Here is a 25610-nt window from a genome sequence, read left to right on the forward strand (position 1 = left end):
CTCATAAAGGAACTTTCGGCGGCGCGCGACTTTACCTTTTGAACAGCGAGCCGCGTCGCCTGCGAGCGGCCGGAGGCTTGTCCGGCGGACAGCGGATCGACGACGACCCATGAAAGTAGTGGTGCTGACCGGCGGCCTGGGCACGCGTCTCGCGGAAGAAACCTCCGTGCGGCCGAAGCCGATGGTCGAGATCGGCGGCCGTCCGATCCTCTGGCACATCATGAAGATCTATTCGGCGCACGGCTTCAACGAATTCGTGCTGTGCCTCGGATACAAGGGCTATTTCATCAAGGAGTTCTTCTCCAACTACTTCCTTCATATGTCGGACGTCACCTTCGACATGCGCACGCGCGAGATGGAGGTACATCGCGGCAACGCCGAGCCCTGGCGCGTCACGCTCGTCGACACGGGCGACCAGACGATGACCGGCGGCCGCGTGAAACGCGTCATCGACTATGTGAAGGACGACGACGTCTTCGCGCTGACCTATGGCGACGGCGTCGCGGATATCGACCTCACCGCGGAGCTCGCCTTCCATCGTTCGCACGGCAGGATGGCGACCGTCGCCGCCGTGCGTCCCGAGATGCGCTTTGGCGCCATGACGCTGGACGGCGACCGCGTGACGACCTTCGCGGAAAAGCCCGTCGCCGAGAGCGCCTTCGTCAATGGCGGCTTCTTCTTTCTCTCTCCCAAGGTCGGCGATCTCATCGAGGACGACGCGACGGTCTGGGAGCACGGGCCGGTGAACTGGCTCGCCGAACATGACGAGCTGCGCGCCTTCCAGCACAACGGCTTCTGGCGGCCGATGGATACGCTGCGCGACAAGCTCTACCTCGAAGAGCAGTGGAACTCCGGCCAAGCGAAGTGGAAAATCTGGTGATCTCATCTGCTTTCTGGCTCGGCAAGCGCGTCTTCGTCACCGGCCATACCGGCTTCAAGGGCGCATGGCTCTCGCTCATGCTCTCGCGCCTCAACGCCCGCGCGACCGGCTATGCGCTGGAGCCGCCGACGCGGCCCAATCTCTTCTCGCTCGCGGACGTCGCGGACCATATCGACGACGTGCGCGGCGACGTGCGGGATCTCGAAACGCTCACTGCCTCCATGCAGTCGGTCGGCCCGGAGATCGTCATTCACATGGCGGCGCAGCCGCTGGTGCGCGAATCCTACGCCGATCCCGTCGGCACCTACGCCACCAATGTGATGGGTACGGTGAATGTGCTGGAAGCCGCGCGTCAGACGGAAAGCGTGCGCCTCGTCCTCGTCATCACGACGGACAAATGCTACGAGAATCGCGACTGGGTGTGGGGCTATCGCGAGACAGACGCGCTCGGCGGCCATGATCCCTATTCCAACAGCAAGGCCTGCGCGGAGCTCGTCACGAGCGCCTATCGCGACAGCTTCTTCCGCGCGAAGAAGAATGTGCGCATCATCTCGGCGCGCGCCGGCAATGTCATCGGCGGCGGCGATTTCGCGGCGGACCGCATCCTGCCCGACGCGCTGCGCGCCTTCGTCGCCGGACGCGCGCTCAAAGTGCGCAACCCGAAGGCCGTGCGGCCCTGGCAGCATGTGCTGGAGCCGCTCGCCGGTTATCTGCAACTCGTCGAAAAGGCCATGACGGCTCCGCCCGAGCGCACGGCCGATTTCGACGGCGGCTTCAATTTCGGCCCCGGCCCCGCTTCCGAACAGAGCGTCGAATCCCTGCTGACGCATTTCATCGCCGCATGGGGGCTCGACGCAGAGTGGGAGAAGGATGGCGACGACCATCCGCACGAGGCGCATCTCCTGCGTCTCGACACCGCCAAGGCGCGCGAGACGCTGGGCTGGACGCCGCTTCTCGATTTCGAGCAGACGACGCAATGGACGGCGCATTGGTATCGCGCTTTCGTCGAGAACGCGGACGTTCTGGAGACGACCTTGAGGCAGGTCGACCGCTATCTCGGCCAGCGCGTGCGCCTCACCTCGCCCTTTACCGACGCCACGAAGGACATGGAACATGACGAAAGACGCAACGTCGCAGGCTGACGAATTGCGCGCGCAGATCCTCGATCTCGTGGGTCAATATCACCGCGTCGCCAATCCGCCGAAGAGCTTCACGCCCGGCCAGTCGTCCGTGCCGGTCTCTGGCCGCGTGTTCGACGCGCGCGACATGCAGATGCTTGTCGATTCCGCGCTCGACTTCTGGCTGACGACGGGCCGATTCAACGCGCAATTCGAGGAGCGCCTCGCTTCCTATATCGGCGTGAAGAAGGCGCTCACCGTCAATTCCGGCTCGTCGGCGAATCTCGTCGCCTTCTCCGCGCTGACTTCGCACACGCTGCGCCATCGCGCGCTTCAGCCCGGCGACGAAGTCATCACCTGCGCCACGGGTTTTCCGACGACGGTCAATCCGGTCCTCTTGTGGAACATGGTTCCCGTCTTCGTCGACGTCGACATTCCGACGTACAATATCGACGTCGCGGCGGTCGAAGCGGCGATCACGCCGAAGACCAAGGCGGTGATGGTCGCGCATACGCTCGGCAATCCCTTTGACGTGCGCGCCATCAAGGAGCTGTGCGACCGCCACAATCTCTGGCTGATCGAGGATTGCTGCGACGCGCTCGGCGCCAAGGTCGACGGCAAGCATGTCGGAACCTTCGGGGACATCGGCACGCTGTCATTCTATCCCGCGCATCACATCACCATGGGCGAGGGCGGAGCGGTTTTCACCAGCAACAACCACATCGCCAAGGCGATGGAGTCGTTCCGCGACTGGGGCCGCGACTGCTATTGCGAGCCCGGCAAGGACAATAGCTGCAACAAGCGCTTCGGTTGGCGCCTCGGCGATCTGCCGAAGGGCTACGACCACAAATATGTCTATTCGCATCTCGGCTTCAATCTGAAGATCACCGACATGCAGGCGGCGGTGGGCCTTGCGCAGATGGATCATCTCTACGGTTTTGTGGCCGCGCGCAATCGCAATTTCGACGCGCTGAAAGCGGGGCTCAAGCGCCTCGAAGAGTTCTTCATCCTGCCGGAAGCGACAGCCGCAACCGAGCCTTCCTGGTTCGGCTTCCCCGTGACTCTGCGCGAGGGCGCGCCCTTCACGCGCGATGAGCTGGTCATCCATCTCAACGCCAAGAAGATCGGCACGCGCCTCCTCTTCGGCGGCAATCTCGTGCGCCAGCCTTACATGAAGGGCCGCAACTTCCGCGTCTCGGGTTCGCTGAAAAACGCCGACATCGTGGTGGATCGCACCTTCTGGATCGGCGTCTATCCGGAACTCACGCAGGATCACATCGACTACATGCTCGACGTGATCGACGATTTTTGCCGTCCGACGACCATGCGCGCGGCTGTATGACCATGTCGGACGCCATTCCCGACGGCGCGGCCCTCTCCCGCCACCCGCTGTGGCGCGAGGATATCGCGCAGGTTCTTTCCGCCGATCTGCCGTGGGAGCAATTCGACGGCCGAACCATTCTCGTCGCGGGCGCCAATGGCTTCCTGCCCGCCGCGATGGTCGAGACGCTGCTGACGCTCGCCCTTCGCGGCAAGGCGCCGCGGCTCAAGGTGATCGCGCTGGCGCGCTCGCGCGAAAACGCCCTGCGCCGCTTCGCCGCCCATCTCGGCCACCCCTCGCTGTCGATCAAGATCGCCGACGTCTCGCAGCCGATCGAGATCGACGAACCCGTCGACATGATCGTGCACGCCGCGAGCCAGGCGAGCCCGCGCTTTTACGGCGTCGATCCTGTCGGCACGGCGTTGCCCAATGTCGTTGGGACGCATAATCTTCTCGAACTCGCCCGCCGCAAGGGCGTCTCGCGATTCCTCTATTTCTCGAGCTCGGAAGTCTATGGAGGCTTCGACAGCCGCCGCGAGCCGATCTGCGAAAGCGATTTCGGCGCGCTCGATCCCGCGACGCTGCGCGCCTGCTACGCCGAATCGAAGCGCATGGGCGAAACGCTCTGCGTCTCCTATGGCGCGCAATATGGAATCGACTGCGTCATTGCGCGGCCCTTCCATACCTACGGCCCCGGCATGCGGCTCGACGATGGGCGCGTGTTCGCCGATTTCGTGCGCGACGTGGTCGAAGGTCGCGACATCGTGCTGAACAGCGACGGCTCGGCCGAGCGCGCCTTCTGCTATCTCGCCGACGCGACGCAGGCCTTCTTCACGCTGCTGCTGAAGGGCGAAAAGAGCCGCGCCTACAATGTCGGCAATTCGCGCGCGGTGGTTTCCATCCGCGAACTCGCGACGATGCTGACGAGCCTTTCGCCCGAGCGCGGCCTTTCCGCCCGCTTCGCGCCGCCGCGCGAAGGTTACATCCCGTCGAGCGTCGCGCGCTCGGCGCCCGACACCGCGCGGCTCGAAAAACTCGGCTGGCGGCCGCAGACGAGCGTCGAAGAAGGCTTTCGCCGCACCATCGACATCTATCGCGACATCTTCGCGTCAAGGACTCTCGGAGCAAGCGCATGACCTCTCTCGCCAAAATTCGCGTCGAGGCGCCGCAGACGCCGCTCGATCAACGCCGCGCTTTCGATCAGGGCGCGCTCGACCGTCTCGCGCTGTGGAAGCTCTTCGCCGAGCGTCATCGCCTGATGGCGGAACATGCCGAAGCGATCGAGGGCACGGAAATCGCCGCGCTCGTCATCGAGCCGTCGGGCCTCTCCGCGACCCTGAAAAACGGCCTCTCCTTCGCGATGGACGCGGACGCGTTGCGCGAGGCGCCGAACATCATTCTCGCGCAGGGCGGCTACGAGACCTTCGAGCTGGCGCTGATTTCGCGTCTCGCGCGCGGCGCCGAAGTCGTCTTCGATATCGGCGCCAATATTGGCTGGTACAGCCTGCACATCGCGCAGCAGGAGCCGCAGGCGCGCGTCTACGCCTTCGAGCCGGTACCGACGACGCATGAGCGGCTTCTCGCCAATCTCGCGCGCAACGTCGCCGGCAATCGCGTGACGCCGGTGAAGGACGGCCTGACCGACAAGCCCGGTTCCTTCGACATGTTCGTGCCCGCGACCTCGGGCTCGCCCGCCGCCTCGCTCAACGAGCTGCATCCGGGCGAAGGTTCGCGCCGCGTCTCCTGCCGCTTCACCACGCTCGACCAGTTCGTCGAGGACAATGGCGTCGACCGGCTCGACTTCCTCAAATGCGACGTCGAAGGCGCGGAGCTGCGCGTGCTGAAGGGCGGCATGACGTCCATCGAACGCTTTCGCCCGGCGGTCGTCATCGAACTCCTGCGCAAATGGTCGGCCGCCTTCGGCTATCATCCGAACGACGTGCTCGATCTCTTCGCGGGGCTCGGCTATGTGTGCTACGGCGTCGGCGACCGCGCGCTGACAAAGATCGAGCGCGTGACGGACGAGACGCCGGAGACGAATTACGTGTTTCTCGATCCGTCCCGTCATCCGCCCGTCAACGCCATTCTCGCGGATTGCTAGGAATGCGTGACGCGCTGGCGCCGATCGAGAGGCTGCGCGCGCGCCTGTGGGGGCTGCGTTTCGGGCGCTTTCTCGTTGTTGGCGTTTTCAATACGGCCTTTGGCTACGGAGTCTTCTATCTGCTGTTGCGGGCGGGCTTTTCCGCGACGCCGGCGCTTGCGCTGGCGACGGTGGTCGGCGTCGTGTTCAATTTCTTCACGACCGGCCGCGTCGTTTTCGCCAATTCCGATCCTGCCCGGCTGTGGCGTTTCGCCTGTGTCTACGCGATCGTCTTCGTCGCCAACGCCGCTCTGCTTGAATTCGCCCTGCGTCTTGGCGCGGGGCCTGCCGGGGCGCAGGCGCTTCTACTCGCGCCTTGCGTTGCGCTCTCCTATTTTCTCAATCGCGCGCTCGTCTTCGACGCGGGGGACATCAAAGAGACATGAAAACCATCTCCATCGTTACGCCCTGCTACAATGAGGAGATGAACGTCCGCGAATGTCATGCGGCGATCAAGGCGCTCTTCGAGAACGAGCTGAAGGGCTACAAGCGCGAGCACGTCTTCTGCGACAACGCCTCCAGGGATCGCACGGTCGAGATCCTTCGCGAGATCGCAGCTGAGGACAAGGACGTCAAGGTCATCCTCAACGCGCGCAATTTCGGCGCGATGCGCTCGAATTATAACGGCGTGATGGCGGCGACCGGCGACGCCGTCCTGCTTTTCTTTCCCGCCGACATGCAGGACCCGCCGGAGCTCATCCCGCAATTCGTCGAGCTTTGGGCGCAGGGCAACGAGGTCGTCTACGGCATTCGCAAGATCCGCGAAGAAAACGCGACCATGCGCACGCTGCGTCAGCTCTATTACCGCATGCTGACCTCGCTCTCGGAGCTCTCGCTGCCGCGCGGCGTCGGCGACTTCCAGCTTTGCGACCGCAAGGTCATCGAGGCGATGCGCACAATCGAGGATTCCTATCCCTTCATGCGCATGATGACCTTCGAATGCGGCTTCAAGTCGGTGGGCGTGCCTTACAAATGGGTGGAGCGGCGCCGGGGCGTTTCGACGAATTCCCTGAAGAGCCTCGTCGACCAGGGCATGAACGGTCTGGTAACCAACACTCTCGCGCCGCTGCGTCTGGTGCTCTTCGGCGGCTTCTTCATCGCCGCGCTGTCGATTCTTTACGCCTTCATCAACCTTGTGCTGGGAATCCTGTTCTATCAGAGCTTCGCGCAGCCCGGCATCATGACGATCATCGTGGCCGTCTTCTTCTTTGGCGGCGTGCAGCTCTTTTCCATCGGCGTGCTCGCCGAATATGTGCTGGCGATCTATTCGCAGGTTCGGCGCAAGCCGGTCGTGTTCGAGCGCGAGCGCATCAATTTTTGAGTTCGGAGCTGGCGTATGAAGTCGGAGATGATGGGGGCGGGCGCAATGGATGTCGCTGAGCCGCTGCCGCAGGAAAGAAGCGCGTCGCAAACGGGCGTGCGCATCCTCTCCAATTTCCACCTCTTCTTTCTGGCGTCGCTCGCCTTCATCCTGCCCAACGCCATCTTCGCGACGGCGCTGCGCCCGCTTCCGGCCGCGCTCGTCCTCGTCGGATGCGCCGGCGCCGCCGTCATTCTGTTTCGCGCGCGTCAGGCGAGCCGGCTGCTGTCGGCGCCGGTCGAACTTGGTCGGCTGACGCTGTGTCTCGGCTTCGGCGTCGCCCTGTGCCTCCTCGGCGGCGAGGGCCATTTCTTCTACGCGACGCGCGACTGGCTCATTCGCGACGCCGTGCTGCACGATCTCGTGACCAATGGGCTCACGGTTCTCTATCGCTATGAAGGTCAGGACTATCTCCTGCGCGCGCCGCTCGGCATGTATATGATCCCGGCGATGATCGGCCGCTTTCACGGCCTCTATGCCGGCCATCTGGCGCTGCTCGCGCAGAATTCCCTGATCCTCGGAACGATCGCTTACTTTACGTCATTGCTCGCCAATGTGCGCACGGCGCCGATGCTGCTGCTTTTCATGGGCTTCAGCGGCTTGGACATTGTGCCGATCCTCGTCGCCGAAGCGATCGAGATGTCGAAGGGCGGCGACTTCATGCCCTTCGCGCATATCGAATGGTGGGGCGAGTATTACTCGTCTATCCGACTGCAATATTCCAGCCATGTGACCCAGCTCTTCTGGGTGCCGAACCATATGGCGCCGGGCTGGTGGTTCGCGCTGCTCGCGCTGCTTTATGCGCGCGGCGAGATGCAGATGCCGGCGATGCTCGTCTCCTGCGCGGCGATGCTGATGTGGTCGCCCCTCGCCATGATGGGCGCGGCGCCCTTCGTCGCCTTTTTCGCCCTGCAGCTTCTCCCGCGCGGCCTCTTCGCACGCGAGACGATCCTCGCGGCCGCGGTTGGGCTCTGCTTCCTGCCGATTGCGCTTTATCTCACCATGGACGCCGGCGCGGTGCCGCATGAATGGCTGGTCCTGCGCGACAGTTTCGCCTTCCGTTACGTGCTCTTCATCCTCATCGAGATCCCGCAGGCGGCGGTGGTCCTCTATGCCTGGAACAAGGTCGAGCCGTCGGACCGCAAGATCCTCATTCTCGCGCTCGCCTTGCTGCTCGTCATACCCGTCTACAGCGTCGGCGTGTCCAACGACTTCGTGATGCGCGTCTCGATCCCGGCGATGTTTCTGCTGGCTTTCAATTTCGCGCGCATCGCGGTCCTCACGCCCCGCGACAACGGAACTTTCGCGACGATCATTTCAGTGATCGTCATCATCTCGGCGGCGACGCCTTTGCTCGAAATCAAGCAGGCCTTCAAGGAGCGCTACGCGATCAGCGACTGCAACATGCTGACGAGCTGGCACAAGGGCGACATTTCAGCGCTGCCGACGAATTACTGGGCGCGCGTTGAAAAGACGCCCGGCTGGCTGATGTCCACCGGATCGGCGCCGGCGCCGTTCACGCTGGAAGAGCGGATGTGCTGGCCGGATCATCCCTATTTCGACGGCGACCGCAAATGATCTGTGCGTGACTTCGCTCCGGCGGGCGCGGGTCTTTGACTTACCCCGCCGGGCTTGGCTACAAGCCTCGCTTCCCTTCACCGGAGAGGCGAGCAGATGGCGTCGATTGTCGAGCGGCTCAGCGAGGAACTTGCGGCGAAACCGTGGCAGGTGGAGGCCGCAATCGGCCTTCTCGACGGCGGCTCCACGGTCCCCTTCATCGCGCGCTACCGTAAGGAAGCGACCGGTGAACTGGATGACATCCAGCTTCGCAAGCTCGATGAGCGGCTACGCTATCTGCGCGAGCTGGAGGAGCGCCGCAAGGCGATTCTCGAATCGATCGAATCGCAGGGCAAGCTCGACGACGCCTTGAAGCGCGTCATCATGGAGGCCGACAACAAGGCGCGCCTCGAAGACATTTATCTGCCCTTCAAGCCCAAGCGCCGCACCAAGGCGCAGATCGCGATCGAAGCCGGCCTCGCCCCGCTCGCCGAGGCGCTCTTGTCGTCGCCCGACAAGGACCCCAAGGCGCAGGCGGAGAGCTATGTCGACGCCGAGAAGAACGTCGCGACGGTCGAAGCGGCGCTTGAGGGCGCGCGCGCCATTCTCGTCGAGCGCTTCGCCGAAGACGCCGATCTCATCGGCGCGCTGCGCGAGGTGCATTGGCAGCAGGCGCTGATCAAGTCCAAGCCGCGCGAGGGCAAGGAAGCGGCGGCGGTGAAATATTCCGACTATTTCGAATTCTCGCAGCCCATTTCCAAGCTCCCGTCGCATCGCATTCTCGCGCTGTTCCGGGGCGAGAAGGAGGAAATGCTGGAGCTCGAAATGGCGCCGGAGGCCGAGCCTGGCATTGGCGGCTACGAGACCCGCATCGCGCGTCGCTACAATATCGAGGATCGCGGCCGGCCCGGCGACAAATGGCTGCTCGACACGGCGCGCTGGGCCTGGCGCACCAAGATCGAACTGCATCTTTCCGTCGACGCCCGTTCGCGTCTGTGGAAATTCGCGGAAGAAGAAGCGATCCGCGTCTTCGCCGAAAATCTGCGCGACCTTCTGCTCGCCGCCCCCGCCGGCGCGCGCGCGACGATCGGCCTCGATCCGGGCTTCCGCACCGGGTGAAGGTCGCGGTGATCGACGCCACCGGCAAGATCGTCGCGACGACGGCGATATATCCGCATGAGCCGCAGCGACGTTGGGACGAATCCATCGCGACGCTTGCGAGCCTCGCGCGCCAGCACAAGATCGAACTCATCGCCATCGGCAACGGCACGGCCTCGCGCGAGACCGACAAGCTCGCGGGCGAGCTGATGTCGAAGCATCCCGAACTCAAGCTCACCAAGATCGTCGTGTCGGAAGCGGGCGCTTCCGTCTATTCGGCGTCGGAATACGCCTCGAAGGAGCTGCCGGATCTCGACGTGTCGCTGCGCGGCGCGGCCTCGATTGCGCGCCGGCTGCAAGATCCGCTGGCGGAGTTGGTGAAAGTCACGCCGAAATCCATCGGCGTCGGCCAGTACCAGCACGACGTCTCCGAGATGAAGCTGTCGCGTGCGCTCGACGCCGTGGTGGAAGACTGCGTGAACGCGGTCGGCGTCGACGTGAACACGGCTTCCGCGCCGCTGCTCGCGCGCGTGTCGGGACTCGGCGAAACGCTCGCCGCGAACATCGTGGCGCATCGCGACGCCAATGGCCGCTTCCGCACGCGCGCGCAGTTGAAGGAAGTGCCGCGTCTCGGTCCAAAGGCCTTCGAGCAGAGCGCGGGCTTTCTGCGCATCATCGACGGCGACGATCCGCTCGACCGCTCGGGCGTGCACCCGGAAGCCTATCCGCTGGTGCGGCGCATACTCGACGCGGCGAAGACCGACATCAAATCGCTCATCGGCAATACGAACGAGCTGCGCAAGCTGAAGCCCGCGCAATTCGCAGACGAGACTTTCGGCGTTCCCACCGTCACCGACGTGCTGGCGGAACTGGAGAAGCCCGGCCGGGATCCGCGCCCGGCCTTCAAGACGGCGACCTTCCAGGAGGGCGTCGAGACCCTGAACGATCTGAAGCCCGGCATGGTGCTGGAAGGCGTCGTGACCAATGTCGCGGCCTTCGGCGCCTTCGTCGACATCGGCGTGCATCAGGACGGCCTGGTGCACATCTCGGCTTTGTCGAAGGAATTCGTCAAAGACCCGCGCAGCGTCGTGAAGCCGGGCGACATTGTGAAAGTGAAGGTCATGGAGGTCGACGCGCCGCGAAAGCGCATCTCGCTCACCATGCGCCTCGACGACGTTCCCGGCCAGCAGGCGAAGGGCGGGCAGGGCGGTCAGGGGCGCGACCAGAATCGTCCGCGCGGCCCGCAGCAATTCGGCGCCCCACGCGGGGCGAAGCCGGCCGGCAATTCCCCCGGCGGGCTCGGCGAGGCGCTGCTCGCCGCCATGAAGCAGAAGGGCGGCCGGTAAGACGGCCCCGAGCGAATCGGGGGCCTAACGCGGGAGGGGGAGAGCGCGGGCGCCCTCCCTCGTCGCGGATTTACTTGTGCTTCTTCTTCTTCGCGCCGTGCTGGGGCGCGGGGGCCTGTTCGGCGGGCTTGGCCGCTTCCTGAGCGGCGGGCGGCGCCGGCGTCGCGGCCGGTTCGGCGGCGGGAGCAGGGGCAGGCGCGGCTTCTTTTTTTTGCGGTTCGGCGGGCGCCTCGGTCGCGGCCGGCGACGTTTGTGGCGCAGCCGGTTCGGAGGCCGGTTTCGTGGCGAAGAGCCAGGTCAGGCCGGCGATCACGACCACGGCGGCCGCGAGGCCAAGCCCGATCATGCTGGTATGCTTCGCCGCGGCCGGCGGGGCCGCTTGTATCGAGGACGCCGCCGCGGCAGGCGTCTCGACCGGCGCTGTGGCGGCCGGCGGATCGGCGGGCAGCACGCCGCGATATTGGGTCCAGACCCAGGCGGATGGGGGCAGTCCGCCCGGTCCTTCATTATTGGCCATATTGATTACCTCCCGAGAAGCGCGCTTCGCGCCTGCGAGTCGCAGGGATGACGGATTGTTGCATCGCATCGCGCGCGCCCACAAGCGCCGTTCTATGGAGCGGTGAAGCCTGTCAAGGCGACGGCCAAGCTGGAAAGCGGCGCCTTTGCGGAAGACAGGCGACAAAAACGCGCTAATTAAGGGGGGCTTCACCCGCACACACAAGCGAGACAGGCATGACAATCAAAGCAGGCGACAAAATTCCCGACGTCACCGTCACCACCATGGGCAAGAACGGCCCCGAGCCGGTCAAAACCTCGGATTATTTCAAGGGTCGCAAGGTCGCGCTTTTCTCCGTGCCCGGCGCCTTCACGCCGACCTGCCACGCGAAGCACCTGCCGGGCTTCGTCGAGCATTATGACGCGCTGAAAGCGAAGGGCGTCGACGCCGTGGCGGTGACAGCCGTCAACGACGTCTTCACGCTCGACGCCTGGCTCAAGGATCGCGGCGCGGCGGGCAAGATCGACGGCCTCGCCGACGGCTCGGGCGTCCTCGCCAAGGCCATGGGCGTCGAACTGGACCTCGCCGATTTCGGCCTCGGCGTTCGCGGCAAGCGCTATTCGGCGATCGTCAAGGACGGCGTCGTAGAGTGGATCAATATCGAGGAGAATTCGAGCGTCGCGACGGTATCGAGCGCGGAATCGACGCTGGAGAAGCTCTGACCTCCCAGGCCGGCCCATTGCGGCCGGCCTCTAACCTTTTCAGGATCTGGCTTTCGCGGGCGCCTTCGCCGCGCCCATCGTTTCGAGGCGCGCCTTGGCGCGTTTGACGACCTGGGCCTTTTCCTGGTCCGGGAACTGCGACCAGCCGCCGATCTCCGCGCGCGAGCGGCCGCAGCCGATGCAGATATTGTTCGAATTGAGCGTGCAGATCTTGTTGCAGGGACTCTGGATCATCTGGCCTCTCGGATTCTGCGCGCAATTGGCCGGGAGCGCGGCCGTCTGTCAATCGCGGGCGGGCGCTGAAACGGTTCCGAGATGAAAGGCGAACGATGTTCATTTCGCTTCCCTCCTTCCTCGCCTCCATCGAGGCTGGCGACCCGCCGCCGCTCTCCGCGCCGCTGCGGGCGCTCTGGCTCGACGCGAGAGGCGACTGGGATGGCGCGCATAAATGCGTCGACGCGCGGGAGGACAAGCAGAGCTGCTGGGCGCACGCCTATCTTCATCGCAAGGAAGGCGATCTTTGGAATGCGCGCTACTGGTATGCGCGCGCCGGACGCCCGCCTTGCGAGGGCCCGCTGGAAGAGGAGTGGCGGGAAATTGCGGCGGCGCTGTTGGCCGCCGAGGCCTGACGGAGACTGGGCCATGACCGGCAATACGTATTAAATTTCACGGCAGGCGCTTTGGGTGGGATCGGTGGATCGGGTGGTTTTCGCGCAGCAGGGGAACCCGCAGGAATTGCTGCGCAACATTTTTGGCTTTTCCGACTTTCTTCCCGGGCAGCGCGAGGTGATCGAGGCGGTGCTCGCCGGACGCGACGCGCTGGCCGTCATGCCCACGGGCTCCGGAAAATCCCTGCTTTATCAGTTGCCTGCGGCGGCGGCGCCGGGGCTCGTCGTCGTCGCCTCGCCGCTCATCGCCCTGATGCGCGACCAGTTGCGGGCGCTCGAGGACAAGGGCCTGCCCGCCGTCGCGCTCCATTCCGGGCAGGACGACGCGGAGGCGCTCGCCGCATACGAGGCGGTGTCCTCGGGCCGGGCGCGGCTGCTTTATGCGGCGCCGGAGCGGCTCGCGACGGAGGGGACGCAGAATTTGCTGCGCAAAAACCGCGTGTCGCTCTTCGCGGTCGACGAGGCGCATTGCGTCTCGCACTGGGGCCATGAATTCCGGCCCGATTATCGGGGTCTGGGCGAGATCGCGAAGAAGCTCGGGGCGCCCGTGCTGGCCGTCACCGCCACCGCCGGGCCGCGCACGCGGGACGACATAAGCCGCAGTCTTTTTGCGCGGGAGCCGGATGTTTTCATTCGCTCTTTCGCGCGGCCGAACCTCTCCCTCTCCTTCCGCCGTCGCCGCGCGGGGCTGCGGCAGATCCTCGATTTCATCGGCAGGGGCGGGGAAAGCGGGATCGTCTATTGCAACTCACGCCGCATGGCCGACGTCCTCGCCGCAGACCTCGCGCGTCTGGGGCTCGACGCGCTGCCCTATCACGCGGGCCTCGACGCCTATACGCGCAGCGCCCATCAGGACGCGTTTTTTGAGCGGAAAGGGGTGGTCATGGTCGCGACGATCGCCTTCGGCATGGGGGTGGACAAGCCCGACCTGCGCTTCGTGATCCATGCCGGCCTGCCGAGCTCGATCGAGGGCTATTATCAGGAAATCGGCCGCGCCGGCCGCGACGGGGCGCCGGCGCGCACCCTTGCTCTGTTCGATCCCCGTGAATTGGCTCTGCGCTGGCGAACGCCCGACATTCCGGAAGATAACGAAGCCGCCGCCGGCGATTACTCGCGGCGCAAGGCCATGGCGCGGCTCTGCGTCACGCCCGCCTGCCGGACGCAGGCGCTGCTCGCGGAATTTGGCGAGGCCGCCGCGCCCTGCGGCAAATGCGACCATTGCCGAGGCGGCCCGCTCGCCTGGCCGCGCCGCGCGAAGGCGGTCGCGCTTCGCTGGCGCGTCGCGGCGGAAAGCCGGCTCGCGCATGCGATGGGCGACGGCGTGGCTGAGGCGGAGGAGGCGCTCGCTCCGGCGGAAGCGCCGCTTTTCGAGCCGGCTGCGGCGCGGGAACGCGCGTTGACCGTCGAGGAAATGCGGCTGCTGAAGGCCTTGCAGACCGAGCGTTTGCGGATCGCCAGGCGGCTGGGCGCCCCCCCGCGCGCCGTCGCCTCCGAGGAGAAGCTGCGCGCAATCGCGCTGGCGAGACCTGAGCGTTTGGAGGACGCGGTTTTCGCGGATGTTCGGGAGCCCGCCGCATTTCTGGCCGTGATCAGCCGCAGGGACCCATGACAGACTCCATTCCATGTTGCGCTGCAAAAAGATATGAGGGGGCTTGGCTATTACACTCGGAAACAAGATGAAAGACGACGCATATCAGCCCGCGCCCGACGAGATGCGGCAGGTCATGGTCGGGCTCGGCCTCGCCATGCTGCTCTCGGCGCTCGACCAGACCATCGTCGTCACCGCCATGCCGACGATCGGCGCTGATCTCGGCGAGCCCGAGAACCTGCCCTGGATCGTCACCGCCTATCTCGTGGCGGCGACGGTGGTGACGCCGCTCTATGGCAAATTCGCCGATATTTACGGGCGCCGCATCGTCATCCTGATCGGGATCGCGACCTTCGTCATGGGCTCGGTCGCCTGCGCGCTGGCGCCGAGCATCGCCGCGCTCGCGGTCGCGCGCTTCCTGCAGGGCATGGGCGGGGGCGGGCTCATCGCCCTCTCGCAGACGGTTGTCGCCGATCTCGTCTCGCCGCGCGAGCGCGGGCGCTACCAGACCTATTTCGCCGCCGTCTTCGTGACCTCAAGCGTCGCCGGGCCGGCTCTGGGCGGGTTTTTTGCGCAATATCTGCACTGGTCGCTGATCTTCTGGATCAACCTGCCGCTCGGCCTCGCCGCGCTCGTCATCGTCAATGCGCGGCTCAAGCGCCTCCCGGAGCGGCGCCATCCGCACAGCGTCGACTATCCGGGCGCCGCTTTTCTGGTCACGGCCTCCGGCGCCATGGTGCTGGCGCTGGGCTGGGGCGGCACGCGCTTCCCCTGCGCGCATCTCGCACCTTCCCTATGCGATGAAAGTTCTCCTTGAGAACCTCCTACGCCACGAGGACAACCGCTCGGTCACCAAGGCCGATATCGTGGCCATGGCCGAATGGCTCGACAACAAGGGCAAAACCGAAAAAGAAATCGGCTTTCGCCCCGCCCGCGTGCTGATGCAGGACTTCACCGGCGTGCCGGCCGTTGTCGATCTCGCCGCCATGCGTGACGGTATGACGAAACTCGGCGGCGATCCGACCAAGATCAATCCGCTCGTTCCTGTCGATCTCGTCATCGACCACTCTGTCATCGTCGATGAGTTCGGCACACCCAAAGCCCTCGCCGATAACGTCGCGCTCGAATACGAGCGCAATGGCGAGCGCTACAACTTCCTGAAGTGGGGCCAGGGCGCCTTCGACAATTTCCGCGTCGTGCCGCCCGGCACGGGCATCTGCCATCAGGTCAATCTCGAATATCTTGCCCAGACGGTCTGGACCAACGAGATGGCCGACGGCGCGACGGTCGCCTATCCCGACACGCTCGTCGGCACCGACAGCCACACGACCATGGTCAACGGCTTGGCCGTGCTCGGCTGGGGCGTCGGCGGCATCGAGGCGGAGGCCGCCATGCTCGGCCAGCCGCAATCGATGCTCGCGCCGGAGGTCATCGGCTTCAAGCTCACCGGCGCGCCGAAGGAAGGCGTCACCGCGACCGACGTTGTGCTCACCGTCACGCAGATGCTGCGCAAGAAGGGCGTCGTCGGCAAGTTCGTCGAATTCTACGGCGATGGGCCTCGACCATCTCTCGCTCGCCGACCGCGCGACCATCGCCAACATGGCACCGGAATACGGCGCGACCTGCGGCTTCTTCCCGGTCGACAAGGAAACGATCAACTACCTTACGATGTCCGGACGCGACGCCCACCGCATCGCTCTCGTCGAAGCCTACGCCAAGGCGCAGGGCCTCTATCGCGAGTCGGGTTCAGCCGACCCCGTCTTCACCGACACGCTGTCGCTTGAGTTGGGCGACGTCGTGCCGTCGATGGCCGGTCCCAAGCGTCCCGAGGGTCGCATCGCGCTGACCGACATCAAGAGCGGTTTCGAAACCGCACTCGCCGGCGAATACAAGAAGCCCGGCGAACTCTCGAAGCGCGTGCCGGTCGAAGGCAAAGACTTCGATATCGGCCATGGCGACGTGGTCATCGCCGCGATCACCTCCTGCACCAACACCTCCAATCCGAGCGTGCTGATCGGCGCGGGACTTCTCGCGCGCAACGCCGTCGCCAACGCCGGCCTGAAGGTGAAGCCCTGGGTGAAGACATCCCTCGCGCCTGGGTCGCAGGTTGTTGCCGCGTATCTGGCGGACGCTGGCCTGCAGCCTTATCTCGACCAGATCGGCTTCAACCTCGTCGGCTTCGGCTGCACGACCTGCATCGGAAACTCCGGTCCTCTCGCGCCTGAGATTTCCAAAGCGATCAATAGCAATGGCATCGTCGCGGCGTCGGTTCTCTCCGGCAATCGCAATTTCGAGGGCCGCGTCAATCCCGACGTGCAGGCGAACTATCTTGCGTCGCCGCCGCTGGTCGTCGCCTTCGCGCTCGCAGGCACGGTCCAGAAGGATCTGACCAAAGAGCCGCTCGGGCTCGGCAAGGACGGGAAGCCCGTCTTCCTGAAAGACATCTGGCCGACCGCACACGAAATCCAGCAGTTCATCGCTGAAAACATCACGCGCGCCATGTTCATGTCGCGCTACGCCGATGTCTTCAAGGGTGACGACAACTGGCAGGGCATCGCGACCAGCGGCGGCCTGACCTACGGCTGGAACGGATCTTCGACCTACGTTCAGAACCCGCCCTACTTCCAGTCGATCGCCCGCGAAGCCAAGCCTGTCAGCGATATCGTCAACGCTCGCATCCTTGGTCTCTTCGGCGACAAGATCACGACCGACCATATCTCGCCGGCAGGTTCGATCAAGACCGCGTCGCCCGCCGGCAAATGGCTGCTCGACCAATGGCGTCGCAACCGGGACTTCAACCAATACGGCACGCGCCGCGGCAACCATGAAGTGATGATGCGCGGCACCTTCGCCAACATCCGCATCAAGAACCACATGGTGAAAGACGCCAACGGCAACGTGAAGGAAGGCGGCCTGACGATCCACTATCCGTCGGGCAAGGAAATGCCGATCTACGATGCCGCCATGCAGTATGAAGCCGAAGGCGCGCCGCTCGTCGTCTTCGCCGGTGTCGAATACGGCAACGGCTCCTCGCGCGACTGGGCGGCGAAAGGCACGGCGCTGCTCGGCGTTCGCGCCGTCATCGCGCAATCGTTCGAGCGCATCCATCGTTCCAATCTCGTCGGCATGGGCGTCGCGCCGTTCGTCTTCACCGAAGGCGCGTCGTGGGAATCGCTCGGCCTCAAGGGCGACGAGCGCGTGACCATTCCCGGTCTCGCGAGCGTCAAGCCGCGCGAGGTCGTGACGATCACCATCACCCGCGCCGACGGCTCGACGCTGCCCGTGCCGGTGCTCTGCCGGATCGATACCCTCGACGAGATCGAGTACTTCAAGAACGGCGGCATCCTGCACTACGTGCTGCGCAACCTTCTACGCCAGCGCCAAGCAAAACAGCCTACATGTAAGAAAGAGGAAGCGCTAAGATGAACAAATTCGCCTTTGTTGCGGCGGCGGCCCTGTTTGCCGGCATGATGACCCCGGCTTTCGCCGACTGCGACACCCGCAAGGCTGACGACGACAAGCAGGCTGCTGCTGCGTCGAAGTGCTACGACGAATATCTGTCCCGCTCGCAGAACTACGGCGCCGACAAGGACGCGCTCCGCGCCAACTTCAACGCCTGCAACGAGAAGGCCGGCTGCCCGCAGAACAACACCCTGCTGAAGTAAGATCGTTCGATAGCCTCTAAGAGGCGGTCCGATCTCAAAGGGCGCGCATGTCATGCGCGCCCTAAAATTTTTCTTATTGTCGATAGACGTTGCCGTCCGGCCCCTTCCAGCCGTTCGGGTCCTCGTAGAAGCGATATTCCTCGTCGAAGGTCACCGTCTCGCCAGGGGCGACATATTGCTTGCCCTTGGGATCGGACTGGCGCGGCGCCGTCACGAAATGCTTGCTCGGCGAGCAGCCTTCCTTGAACTTGCCGGCGTCGTCCGGCTTGCATTCGAGATTGGCGCCTTCGGGGAACTGCACTTTCGCGGTGAAGAAGATCTCATAGCCCTTCTCGCCGGTCGCGTGCATTTCGAGCGCCTCGGCCATGGTCTGCTTGAATTCGAGGATCTTGCCGGGCTTGTCGAAGCGCTGGGGCAGGAGATTTTCAAGGATCTTCCTGGCGTGCGCCTCGGTCGGATCGCCGCAGCCGAGCCAGCAGATCGCCGCCGCCGGGCCGGCGGCGAGCGGCGTCGCCGCGAAAGCCAGGGCAATGAGTTTCAGATAAGCGCCTCGCATTGCATTTCCTCTTTTGTTGCGCCGCCCGGTTCGGCGTCCAGGCGATTGGCGCGCAGAGTAAAGCGCTTTGCGGAAAATGTCTTCAACGCCCGGCGCCGGGCGTGGTCGTCCCGCCCCACAGATCCTTCACTTGGTCGAAATGGATCGCGGGATCATATTCGGTCTCGCCGAGACGCAGAGTTTCCCCCGAGAGCCGCCCCATGGCTGCGAGGACGGCGTAGGAAGCGACGACGCGTTCGCGCTGCGCGTAGATGAGGCCGATGCGCGCATTCAATAGCTCCTGCTGCGCATTCAGAATGTCGAGCGTGGTGCGCTGGCCGGCCTTCGCTTCTTCGCGCACGCCATAGAGCGCGCGCTCGGCGGCGGCGATCTGCGTCTGCGCGGCGGCCATCTGCGTTTTCGCCGCCTGCAGCGCGCCCCAATTGGCGCGCACCAGCGCAATGACGTCCGCGCGCGCGACATCGACGTCCAGCTTGCGTTGCCCCGCGACCTCCTTCGCCTCGCGCACCTGCGAGGAAGTCATGCCGCCTTCGTAAAGCGGCACGTTGAGACGTCCGCCGACATAGGCGCCGATATTCCGGTTGTAGATTCCGGAAATATCGGTCTGTGTGAAGACGTTTCCGACGATCGAGAATCTCGGCATGAAATCCGACTCGAGCACCTTGATGTCGAGATCGGCGGCGTCGGCGTCGTGCAGCGCGGCGAGAATGACCGGATGTTCGCTCTCCGCGATGCGCTCGACCTCTTCGCGCGTCTTTGGCAACAGGCGATCGACGGCGGCGCCTGGGGCCAGTTTCTTCGGATCGACGCCGATCGTCTGCCGATACACGCCGACGCTCGCTTCCAGCGCCGCGCGCGCCTGGCCGACGAGCGACTGCCCCGCCGCGAGCCGCGCCTCCGCCTGGGCGATGTCGGTCAAGGTGATCTGGCCGTAATTGTAGCGCTCGCGCGTCTGCCGCAATTGTTCGGTCAGCACCGCGACGTTGTTTTCCTGCAATTTGAGCGCCGCCGTGTCGCGCAGCACGTTCATATAGGCGGAAGCCGCGTTGAACAGCACGCGCTGCTCGGTCAGCCGCAACCTTTCGCGCCCGGCGAAGACATTGGTCTCCGCCATGCGCGTCGCGTTCTGCGTCTTGAAGCCGTCGAAGACCGGCTGCTCCACCGTGAAATTGGCGGAACGCGGCGCGCTCGTTCCGCTCTGGACGCTTTTCGTATCGGCCCGATAAGCGGGATCGTTGAGGTCCGTGTCGACCTGCCGCTGCACGTTCCGATTCTGCTGCGCGCCGAGAAAGGCCCCGGCGCTCGCGCGGGGCCGCATGCCCGAAAGCGCCTGCGGCACCTTTTCGTCCAGAGCGCGCACGCCGGCGCGGCTCGAATTGATGACGGGGCTGTTGTTGTAGGCGCGCAGCAATGCGCCGTTCAGCGTTTCGGCCTGCGCCGGGGACGCCGCGAGGCCGAACGCGAGAAGAAGGGCGCGTTGCGCGTTTTTCACGCGGCCTCCCTCGCGCGCGCGGCCTTCAGCGCCGTCTGGTCCTCGCCGAAAAAGGCGTAGAGCGCCGGCAGCACGATGAGGGTGAGCAGCGTCGCGCTGATGAGGCCGCCGATGACGACGGTCGCGATAGGCCTTTGCACTTCGGCGCCCGTCGATGTGGCGAGCGCCATGGGCACGAAGCCGAGAGAGGCGACGAGCGCGGTCATCACGACCGGCCGCAGACGCGTCATGGCGCCGCGGAAGATCGCCTCGCGCTCGGGCGCGCCGCTCACCATGAGCTGGTGGATGTATGTGCGCATGACGAGGCCGTTGAGCACGGCGACGCCGGAAAGCGCGATGAAGCCGACGGCCGCCGAGACCGACATGGGCATGCCGCGCAGCCAAAGGGCGAGCACGCCGCCAACGAGGGCGAGCGGCACGGCCGTGAAGACGAGCAGCGCGTCCTTGGCCGAGCCGAGCGCCGAATAGAGCAGCAGGAAGATCATGAAGAAGCAGACCGGCACGACGATCATCAACCGCGCGCGCGCCGCCGCGAGGTTTTCGAACTGCCCGCCCCATTCGATCCAGTAGCCGGCCGGGATCTGCACCTTCGCGTCGACCTTGGCGCGCGCTTCGTTGACGACGGAGGCGATGTCGCGGCCGCGCACATTGGCGCTGACGACGACGCGGCGCTTGCCGTTTTCGCGCGAGATCTGGTTCTGGCCGTCGATCGTCGAGAATCTCGCGACCTGCTTGAGCTGCACGGTCGAAATGCGACCCTGCGCGTCGGGCGGGAGGGAAACGGGAATCGTCTCGAGCGCCCCCGCATCCTCGCGCAGATTGTCGCGCAGGCGGATGATGATCGGAAAGCGCCGGTCGCCTTCGAAGATCATGCCGGCCGGCTCGCCGCCGATCGCGGCCCCGATCGTGTCCTGCACGGCGCCGAGAGAGAGGCCGTAGCGGGCGATGGCGGCCTTGTCGACCTTGATGTCGAGCACGGGGAGGCCCGTCACCTGCTCCACCTTCACGTCGGTCGCGCCCGGCGTCGCGCGCAGGATGGCGGCGATGTGGTTCGCGGCTTTCAGCATGGCGTCGAAGTCTTCGCCGAACACCTTCACGGCGATGTCGCCGCGCACGCCTGCGAGCAGCTCGTTGAAGCGCAGCTGGATCGGCTGCGAAAATTCATAGGCGTTGCCGGGAAGCTGCTCGATCTTCGCATTGATGTCGTCGATCAGCTTGTCTTTGGGAAGGTGGGGATCCGGCCACTCGGATTCCGGCTTCAGCATGATGAAGGTGTCGGTGAGATTGGGCGGCATCGGATCGGTCGCAACCTCCGCCGTGCCCGTCTTCGAGAAGACGTAATCGACCTGCGGCAGCGAGCGGATGGCGTTCTCGATGTCGAGCTGCATCGCCTGCGACTGCGTGAGCGAGGCGCTTGGGATACGGTTCGCCTGCATGGCGAGGTTCTTTTCGTCGAGCTTTGGAATGAACTCCTGGCCGAGGCTCATATAAAGAAGCGCGGCGACGATGAAGGACGCCACGCCGATGCCCATGACCTTCAGGGGCGCGTCCATCGCCCAGCGCAGCACCGGCTCATAGATCTGCTTCAGGCGCCTCACGATCGCGTTTTCCTCCTCCTCGCCATGGCCGGAAACGAAGAGCGCGATCATCGCCGGGAAGAAGGTGAGGGAGAGGAAGAATTCCGACAGCAACGCGATGATGACGGTCATCGCCATCGGATGGAACATCTTCCCTTCGACCCCGGTGAAGCTCAGGATGGGGAGATAGACGAGGATGATGATCGACTGGCCGTAGACGGTCGGTCGCCGCATCTCGACGGCGGCGTCGATCACCGTGTCGAGCCGTTCGTCGGTCGTGAGGGCGCGGCCGGCGGCGTGCTGGCGCTCGGAGAGACGACGCAGGCTGTTTTCCGCGACGATGATGGCGCCGTCCGCGATGAGGCCGAAATCCAGCGCGCCAAGACTCATCAGATTGGCGCTGATCTTGAAGACATACATGCCGATGGCGAGGAACAGCATCGTCACCGGAATGACTGTCGCCGTTACGACCGCCGCGCGGAAATTGCCGAGCATGACGAAGAGGACGAGGATGACGAGGGCCGCGCCTTCGGTCAGGTTCTTGGCGACCGTCTTGATCGTCGCGTCGACGAGCAGCGTGCGGTTGAGGATCGTCTTCACCTCGACGCCCGGCGGCAGCGATTTGGCGATCGTCTTCATCTTCGCGTCGACCGCCGCCGAGACGGTGCGGCTATTGCCGCCAATCAGCATCAGCGCAGTGCCGATGACGACCTCCTCGCCATTCATGCTGGCGCTGCCGGTGCGCAGCTCCTTGCCGATGGAGATGCTGGCGATCTCCTTGACCCGGACAGGCACGCCGTTGCGCGTCGTCGCCACGACATTGCCGATGTCCTCGACATTCTCGAGACGCCCGCCGCTGCGCACGACGAGGCCCTCGCCATTGCGCTCGACATAGCCCGCGCCGCGGCTGACATTGTTCTTCTGGATCGTCGCCGCGAGGTCGCCAAAGGACAGGCCGAGCGACATCAGCTTCGCCGGGTCGGGCTGCACATGATACTGGCGCATGAAGCCACCGAGCGAATCGACGCCGGCGACGCCGGGAACGGTGCGAAGCTGCGGGCGGATGATCCAGTCCTGCACGGTGCGCAGATAGGATTCCAGCTCGACGGGGGCGCGCAGCATCGCGCCCTCGGGAGTCAGATAGGCGCCGTCCTTTTGCCAGCCCGGCTCGCCCGCTTTCGCGAGCTTGCGCGGCTCCGCGTAGCGAACCGTCCACATATAGATTTCGGAGAGGCCCGTCGCGATCGGGCCCATGCGCAACTCGATCGAGGGCGGGAAATCCTCGCGCGCCTGGCCGATTCGTTCATTGACCTGCTGGCGCGCGAAATAGATGTCGACGCCGTCTGCGAAGACGGCCGTCACCTGCGCGAAGCCGTTACGCGAGAGGGAGCGCGTATATTCGAGGCCCGGAATGCCCGCGAGCGCGTTCTCGATCGGATATGTGACCTGCTTCTCCATTTCGAAGGTGGAGAGGGCGGGCGCGCGGGCGTTGATCTGGACCTGATTATTGGTGATGTCGGGCACGGCGTCGATCGGCAGATGCGCGAGCGCCCACAGGCCGAACGCGCCGACGAGACCGACCAGCAAAACGACCAGCCAGCGGCTATGAACCGAAAAGGCGATGATCCGCTGCATCATGGTCCTTGCCGCTCACTCCTCCGGAATTTCGCCCTTGCCGGCTTCGGCCTTGAGCACGAAGCTGTTCGCGACGGCGATCGTCTCGCCGGGCGCGAGGCCCTTGATTACCTCGACGGCGTTCTCGTCGCCGTCTCCCAGTTCGACCGTCCGCTTCTCGAAGCCGTCCTTCACGCGCACGAAAACGGTCGGCTCGTTGTGGACGAGCTGCACGGCGGCGCGCGGGACCAGCACTTTCGCCGGGCTCTGCTCCAGCGCGATTTCGGCGTTGAGCAGGACGCCAGGATGAAGCGCGAAATCCGAGTTTTTGAAGGAGGCGATCACGTGGCCCGTGCGGGTCTCGGGGGTGATCATCGCGTTCACCACGGTCACCTTGCCTTCGAAGCTGCGGCCGTCCGTCCCTTTGAGGATCACCGGCTGGCCGACGCGCACGCTCGAGAGATTGGCGATCGGCACGGCGAGCTCCGCTTCGACTTCCGAGAGATCGGCGAGCACGTAGATCTGGCTCTCCGGCGTCACCGGCAGGCCGATATTGGCGAGACGCTCGATGACGCGGCCCTTGATCGGCGCGCGCAGCTCCTTTTCCCGCAGCCGGGCGATGGGCTGGGAGGAAAGGGCGGCGATCTCGCCTTCCGACAAATCGAGCGCCGCGAGCTTGCCGCGCGTGAGGTCGAGGCGCAGCTTGGCCTCGGTGAAGGTCGCCTTGGCCTTCAGGAAAAGCTGCTCGGCCGTGATCTTCTTCTCGAAAAGCCCCTTTTCGCGGGCGAAGAGCTTCGACTGAAGATCGAAATTGGCGAGCGCCGCCAGATATTCGCTCTTGGCGTCCGCGACTTCGCGCGAATCGATGATGGCGACCGTCTCGTTTTTCTCGACCTCGGCGCCGAGCTTCTTGCGCATCTCGGCGACCACGCCGGAGACTTTGGCGGCGACGCGGGCGAGATGGTCGGGATCGGGCTTGACGGTCGCAGGAACCGTGATCTGGCGCTTGATGACGCCGGGCCCGGCTTTGGCGAGGCCGATCTTGGAGGCTTCGATCTGCTCCGCCGAAATCTTGATCGCGCCTTCTGCGGCGGGCGCGGCGCCTTGCTCTGCCGGCGCGTCGACAGGCGCGGCCGGGCCGCGAATCTTCGCATAGAGGCCCGGCAAAGCGGCCCCGACGGCGAGGCTCGCCAGGATCGCGAGAAGGAGGGGCGCGTTGCGAGGCATCTTCTTGGCTTAGGGGCTCCGGGCGCCGCGGCGCAAGCCATGAGAGGAGTTAACACTGGCGGGACGCCGGCGCTATTGCCGGCGGAGGCGGCGGCTGGCTTTTCCCCATGAGTCGCCGGGGCGGATTCTTAACGACCGCCGCACGTCGCGTCTACGCCGCCGCGGAGCGTTGCGCTGCGACACAATCGCTGATTTGTAACAAAAAAGCCCGGCCACAAGGGCCGGGCTTCTCTTTTCGCGCGAGACGCGAATTAGTACTTGGCCAGCACCGGCGCCGAAGCGGCGAACGGGTTGAAGTGCCAGTTCAGACCGGCGCGGACCGTGTGCCAGTTGTAGGGCGTGCTGCTCGTCACGAAAGACGCGCCGTTCATGTTGAAGTTCGAGACGGCGAGCGTGTTCTGCGTGACCGTGCCGAGATCCGTGTAGAGATACTCGATCTTGACCGACCAGGCCGGGAAGGACATCGGGCTCCACTCGACGCCGCCGCCGGCGGTCCAGCCGGTCTTGGTGTCGCCATAGATGCTCGCGCCCTGGACGAAAGCGCCGGCCGGCGCGAAGAACGGGGTGGCCATCGAATAGCTGGTCAGGTTGTTGACGCCGCCGTAAGCGAAGCCGCCCGTGCCGTAGACCATCAGGTTCGGATAGGAAGGCATGACGAGGCCGAGGCGGCCGCGCACGGTGCCGAACCAGTCGACATGCATGGCGTTGGTGGCGGCGCCGAAGGTGCCGACCGCGAAGGGCGCGCCGAGCGGAGCCACGACCGACTGGGCGTTGTTCAGGTCAGCGGCCTGAATGTCGGCTTCGACGCCGACGACCAGCCAGGGCGAGAACTGATAGTTGTAGCCGATCTGACCGCCGCCGAGGACGCCGTTCATGTTCGTCGGCACGCTCCAGGCGGCGCTGCCGGGCAGAACGGTCGGAAGAGCGAAGGTGCCGGCCGTCTGAACGCCCTGCCAGTTGCCGCCGCCGCTGAAGCCGTAGCCGATGTTCACACCGCCATAGAGGCCGTTCCAGGTGAAGACCGGCGCCGGCGGGACGTAGACCGGCGGCGGGCCCTTGCGGGACGGGAGGTCAGCGGCGAGCGCCGAGCCGGCGACGAGAGCCAGCGCAATGCCGGCGGAGATGGAAAACTTGGTCATCTGTGACCCCCTCGTAAATATTCGATCTTTTGCGGCTGTCGTCGCG

At 65.0% G+C, this 25610-nt stretch carries 19 protein-coding genes and 3 pseudogenes; 15 read left to right on the forward strand and 7 right to left on the reverse strand.

What is annotated here, in order from left to right:
- Positions 1-109: 109 nt before the first annotated feature.
- The 9 genes and pseudogenes from rfbF (at position 110) to ACPFMJ_RS14315 (ending at position 10820) form a co-directional block, all read left to right on the forward strand.
- Positions 110-880 carry a glucose-1-phosphate cytidylyltransferase gene (gene rfbF, locus ACPFMJ_RS14275; RefSeq protein WP_424360634.1) on the forward strand — a complete coding sequence of 257 codons (771 nt, stop codon included), beginning with the start codon at positions 110-112 and terminating at the stop codon, positions 878-880.
- Complete coding sequence (gene rfbG, locus ACPFMJ_RS14280; RefSeq protein WP_424360635.1) at positions 877-2022, forward strand: CDP-glucose 4,6-dehydratase; 1146 nt, start codon at positions 877-879, stop codon at positions 2020-2022. Before rfbF ends, rfbG begins: the two co-directional genes overlap by 4 nt.
- Positions 1994-3340, forward strand: a complete 1347-nt coding sequence (rfbH, locus tag ACPFMJ_RS14285) for a lipopolysaccharide biosynthesis protein RfbH (protein ID WP_424360636.1) — start codon at positions 1994-1996, stop codon at positions 3338-3340. The genes rfbG and rfbH overlap by 29 nt, the downstream gene beginning before the upstream one ends.
- Entirely contained in the window at positions 3337-4455 is a 1119-nt protein-coding gene (locus tag ACPFMJ_RS14290; RefSeq protein WP_424360637.1) for an NAD-dependent epimerase/dehydratase family protein, read from the forward strand. Before rfbH ends, ACPFMJ_RS14290 begins: the two co-directional genes overlap by 4 nt.
- Positions 4452-5420, forward strand: coding sequence for an FkbM family methyltransferase (locus ACPFMJ_RS14295; RefSeq protein WP_424360638.1), 969 nt, complete (start codon positions 4452-4454; stop codon positions 5418-5420). The genes ACPFMJ_RS14290 and ACPFMJ_RS14295 overlap by 4 nt, the downstream gene beginning before the upstream one ends.
- Positions 5421-5422: 2 nt before the next feature.
- The gene (locus ACPFMJ_RS14300) at positions 5423-5845 is read left to right on the forward strand and encodes a GtrA family protein (RefSeq protein WP_424360639.1); all 423 of its coding nucleotides are present in this window, start codon (positions 5423-5425) and stop codon (positions 5843-5845) included.
- Entirely contained in the window at positions 5842-6780 is a 939-nt protein-coding gene (locus ACPFMJ_RS14305) for a glycosyltransferase family 2 protein (protein WP_424360640.1), read from the forward strand. Before ACPFMJ_RS14300 ends, ACPFMJ_RS14305 begins: the two co-directional genes overlap by 4 nt.
- 15 nt (positions 6781-6795) lie before the next feature.
- Positions 6796-8397, forward strand: a complete 1602-nt coding sequence (locus tag ACPFMJ_RS14310) for a hypothetical protein (RefSeq protein WP_424360641.1) — start codon at positions 6796-6798, stop codon at positions 8395-8397.
- A 96-nt stretch (positions 8398-8493) separates the two neighbouring features.
- Positions 8494-10820 (forward strand): annotated as a pseudogene (locus ACPFMJ_RS14315) (Tex family protein).
- 70 nt (positions 10821-10890) lie between these two features.
- Here ACPFMJ_RS14315 and ACPFMJ_RS14320 read toward each other — a convergent pair.
- Positions 10891-11337, reverse strand: coding sequence for a hypothetical protein (locus ACPFMJ_RS14320; protein WP_424360642.1), 447 nt, complete (start codon positions 11335-11337; stop codon positions 10891-10893).
- Between the two features lie 215 nt (positions 11338-11552).
- Here ACPFMJ_RS14320 and ACPFMJ_RS14325 point away from each other — a divergent pair, with 215 nt between their 5' ends.
- On the forward strand, positions 11553-12038 hold the full coding sequence (locus tag ACPFMJ_RS14325) for a peroxiredoxin (protein WP_424360643.1): 486 nt from the start codon (positions 11553-11555) through the stop codon (positions 12036-12038).
- A gap of 39 nt (positions 12039-12077) precedes the next feature.
- Here ACPFMJ_RS14325 and ACPFMJ_RS14330 read toward each other — a convergent pair whose 3' ends face one another.
- Complete coding sequence (locus ACPFMJ_RS14330) at positions 12078-12272, reverse strand: DUF1289 domain-containing protein (RefSeq protein ID WP_424360644.1); 195 nt, start codon at positions 12270-12272, stop codon at positions 12078-12080.
- A gap of 95 nt (positions 12273-12367) precedes the next feature.
- On the opposite strand from ACPFMJ_RS14330, the gene ACPFMJ_RS14335 reads away from it, so the two are divergent.
- The 5 genes and pseudogenes from ACPFMJ_RS14335 to ACPFMJ_RS14355 all read left to right on the forward strand — a co-directional run bounded on the left by ACPFMJ_RS14335 (position 12368) and on the right by ACPFMJ_RS14355 (position 17959).
- On the forward strand, positions 12368-12667 hold the full coding sequence (locus ACPFMJ_RS14335; RefSeq protein ID WP_424360645.1) for a hypothetical protein: 300 nt from the start codon (positions 12368-12370) through the stop codon (positions 12665-12667).
- Between the two features lie 55 nt (positions 12668-12722).
- The gene (locus ACPFMJ_RS14340; RefSeq protein ID WP_424360646.1) at positions 12723-14315 is read left to right on the forward strand and encodes a RecQ family ATP-dependent DNA helicase; all 1593 of its coding nucleotides are present in this window, start codon (positions 12723-12725) and stop codon (positions 14313-14315) included.
- A 67-nt stretch (positions 14316-14382) separates the two neighbouring features.
- Positions 14383-15066, forward strand: a pseudogene (locus ACPFMJ_RS14345) (MFS transporter); the annotation flags it as partial.
- 28 nt (positions 15067-15094) lie between these two features.
- Positions 15095-17720 (forward strand): annotated as a pseudogene (gene acnA / locus ACPFMJ_RS14350) (aconitate hydratase AcnA).
- Positions 17717-17959 (forward strand): hypothetical protein, encoded by a 243-nt coding sequence (locus ACPFMJ_RS14355; RefSeq protein ID WP_424360647.1) that lies wholly within the window; start codon positions 17717-17719, stop codon positions 17957-17959. The pseudogene acnA and the gene ACPFMJ_RS14355 overlap by 4 nt, the downstream one beginning before the upstream one ends.
- Positions 17960-18032: 73 nt before the next feature.
- Here ACPFMJ_RS14355 and ACPFMJ_RS14360 read toward each other — a convergent pair whose 3' ends face one another.
- The 5 genes from ACPFMJ_RS14360 to ACPFMJ_RS14380 all read right to left on the reverse strand — a co-directional run bounded on the left by ACPFMJ_RS14360 (position 18033) and on the right by ACPFMJ_RS14380 (position 25564).
- Positions 18033-18515 (reverse strand): hypothetical protein, encoded by a 483-nt coding sequence (locus ACPFMJ_RS14360; RefSeq protein ID WP_424360648.1) that lies wholly within the window; start codon positions 18513-18515, stop codon positions 18033-18035.
- An 82-nt stretch (positions 18516-18597) separates the two neighbouring features.
- Positions 18598-20007 (reverse strand): TolC family outer membrane protein, encoded by a 1410-nt coding sequence (locus ACPFMJ_RS14365; RefSeq protein WP_424360649.1) that lies wholly within the window; start codon positions 20005-20007, stop codon positions 18598-18600.
- The gene (locus ACPFMJ_RS14370; protein WP_424360650.1) at positions 20004-23222 is read right to left on the reverse strand and encodes an efflux RND transporter permease subunit; all 3219 of its coding nucleotides are present in this window, start codon (positions 23220-23222) and stop codon (positions 20004-20006) included. Before ACPFMJ_RS14370 ends, ACPFMJ_RS14365 begins: the two co-directional genes overlap by 4 nt.
- A gap of 12 nt (positions 23223-23234) precedes the next feature.
- Complete coding sequence (locus ACPFMJ_RS14375; RefSeq protein WP_424360651.1) at positions 23235-24425, reverse strand: efflux RND transporter periplasmic adaptor subunit; 1191 nt, start codon at positions 24423-24425, stop codon at positions 23235-23237.
- Positions 24426-24676: 251 nt separating this feature from the next.
- Complete coding sequence (locus ACPFMJ_RS14380) at positions 24677-25564, reverse strand: outer membrane protein (RefSeq protein ID WP_424360652.1); 888 nt, start codon at positions 25562-25564, stop codon at positions 24677-24679.
- Positions 25565-25610 lie beyond the last annotated feature (46 nt).

It is taken from the genome of Methylocystis parvus (genome assembly GCF_049675845.1).
In the GTDB taxonomy this organism is placed as follows: domain Bacteria; phylum Pseudomonadota; class Alphaproteobacteria; order Rhizobiales; family Beijerinckiaceae; genus Methylocystis; species Methylocystis parvus_A.

Coding starts and splice junctions, on each gene's coding strand:
- rfbF (WP_424360634.1), top strand. CDS start 110: ATGAAAGTAGTGGTGCTGACCGGCGGCCTGGGCACGCGTCTCGCGGAA.
- rfbH (WP_424360636.1), top strand. CDS start 1,994: ATGACGAAAGACGCAACGTCGCAGGCTGACGAATTGCGCGCGCAGATC.
- ACPFMJ_RS14290 (WP_424360637.1), top strand. CDS start 3,337: ATGACCATGTCGGACGCCATTCCCGACGGCGCGGCCCTCTCCCGCCAC.
- ACPFMJ_RS14295 (WP_424360638.1), top strand. CDS start 4,452: ATGACCTCTCTCGCCAAAATTCGCGTCGAGGCGCCGCAGACGCCGCTC.
- ACPFMJ_RS14300 (WP_424360639.1), top strand. CDS start 5,423: ATGCGTGACGCGCTGGCGCCGATCGAGAGGCTGCGCGCGCGCCTGTGG.
- ACPFMJ_RS14305 (WP_424360640.1), top strand. CDS start 5,842: ATGAAAACCATCTCCATCGTTACGCCCTGCTACAATGAGGAGATGAAC.
- ACPFMJ_RS14310 (WP_424360641.1), top strand. CDS start 6,796: ATGAAGTCGGAGATGATGGGGGCGGGCGCAATGGATGTCGCTGAGCCG.
- ACPFMJ_RS14320 (WP_424360642.1), bottom strand. CDS start 11,337: ATGGCCAATAATGAAGGACCGGGCGGACTGCCCCCATCCGCCTGGGTC.
- ACPFMJ_RS14325 (WP_424360643.1), top strand. CDS start 11,553: ATGACAATCAAAGCAGGCGACAAAATTCCCGACGTCACCGTCACCACC.
- ACPFMJ_RS14330 (WP_424360644.1), bottom strand. CDS start 12,272: ATGATCCAGAGTCCCTGCAACAAGATCTGCACGCTCAATTCGAACAAT.
- ACPFMJ_RS14335 (WP_424360645.1), top strand. CDS start 12,368: ATGTTCATTTCGCTTCCCTCCTTCCTCGCCTCCATCGAGGCTGGCGAC.
- ACPFMJ_RS14355 (WP_424360647.1), top strand. CDS start 17,717: ATGAACAAATTCGCCTTTGTTGCGGCGGCGGCCCTGTTTGCCGGCATG.
- ACPFMJ_RS14360 (WP_424360648.1), bottom strand. CDS start 18,515: ATGCGAGGCGCTTATCTGAAACTCATTGCCCTGGCTTTCGCGGCGACG.
- ACPFMJ_RS14370 (WP_424360650.1), bottom strand. CDS start 23,222: ATGATGCAGCGGATCATCGCCTTTTCGGTTCATAGCCGCTGGCTGGTC.
- ACPFMJ_RS14375 (WP_424360651.1), bottom strand. CDS start 24,425: ATGCCTCGCAACGCGCCCCTCCTTCTCGCGATCCTGGCGAGCCTCGCC.
- ACPFMJ_RS14380 (WP_424360652.1), bottom strand. CDS start 25,564: ATGACCAAGTTTTCCATCTCCGCCGGCATTGCGCTGGCTCTCGTCGCC.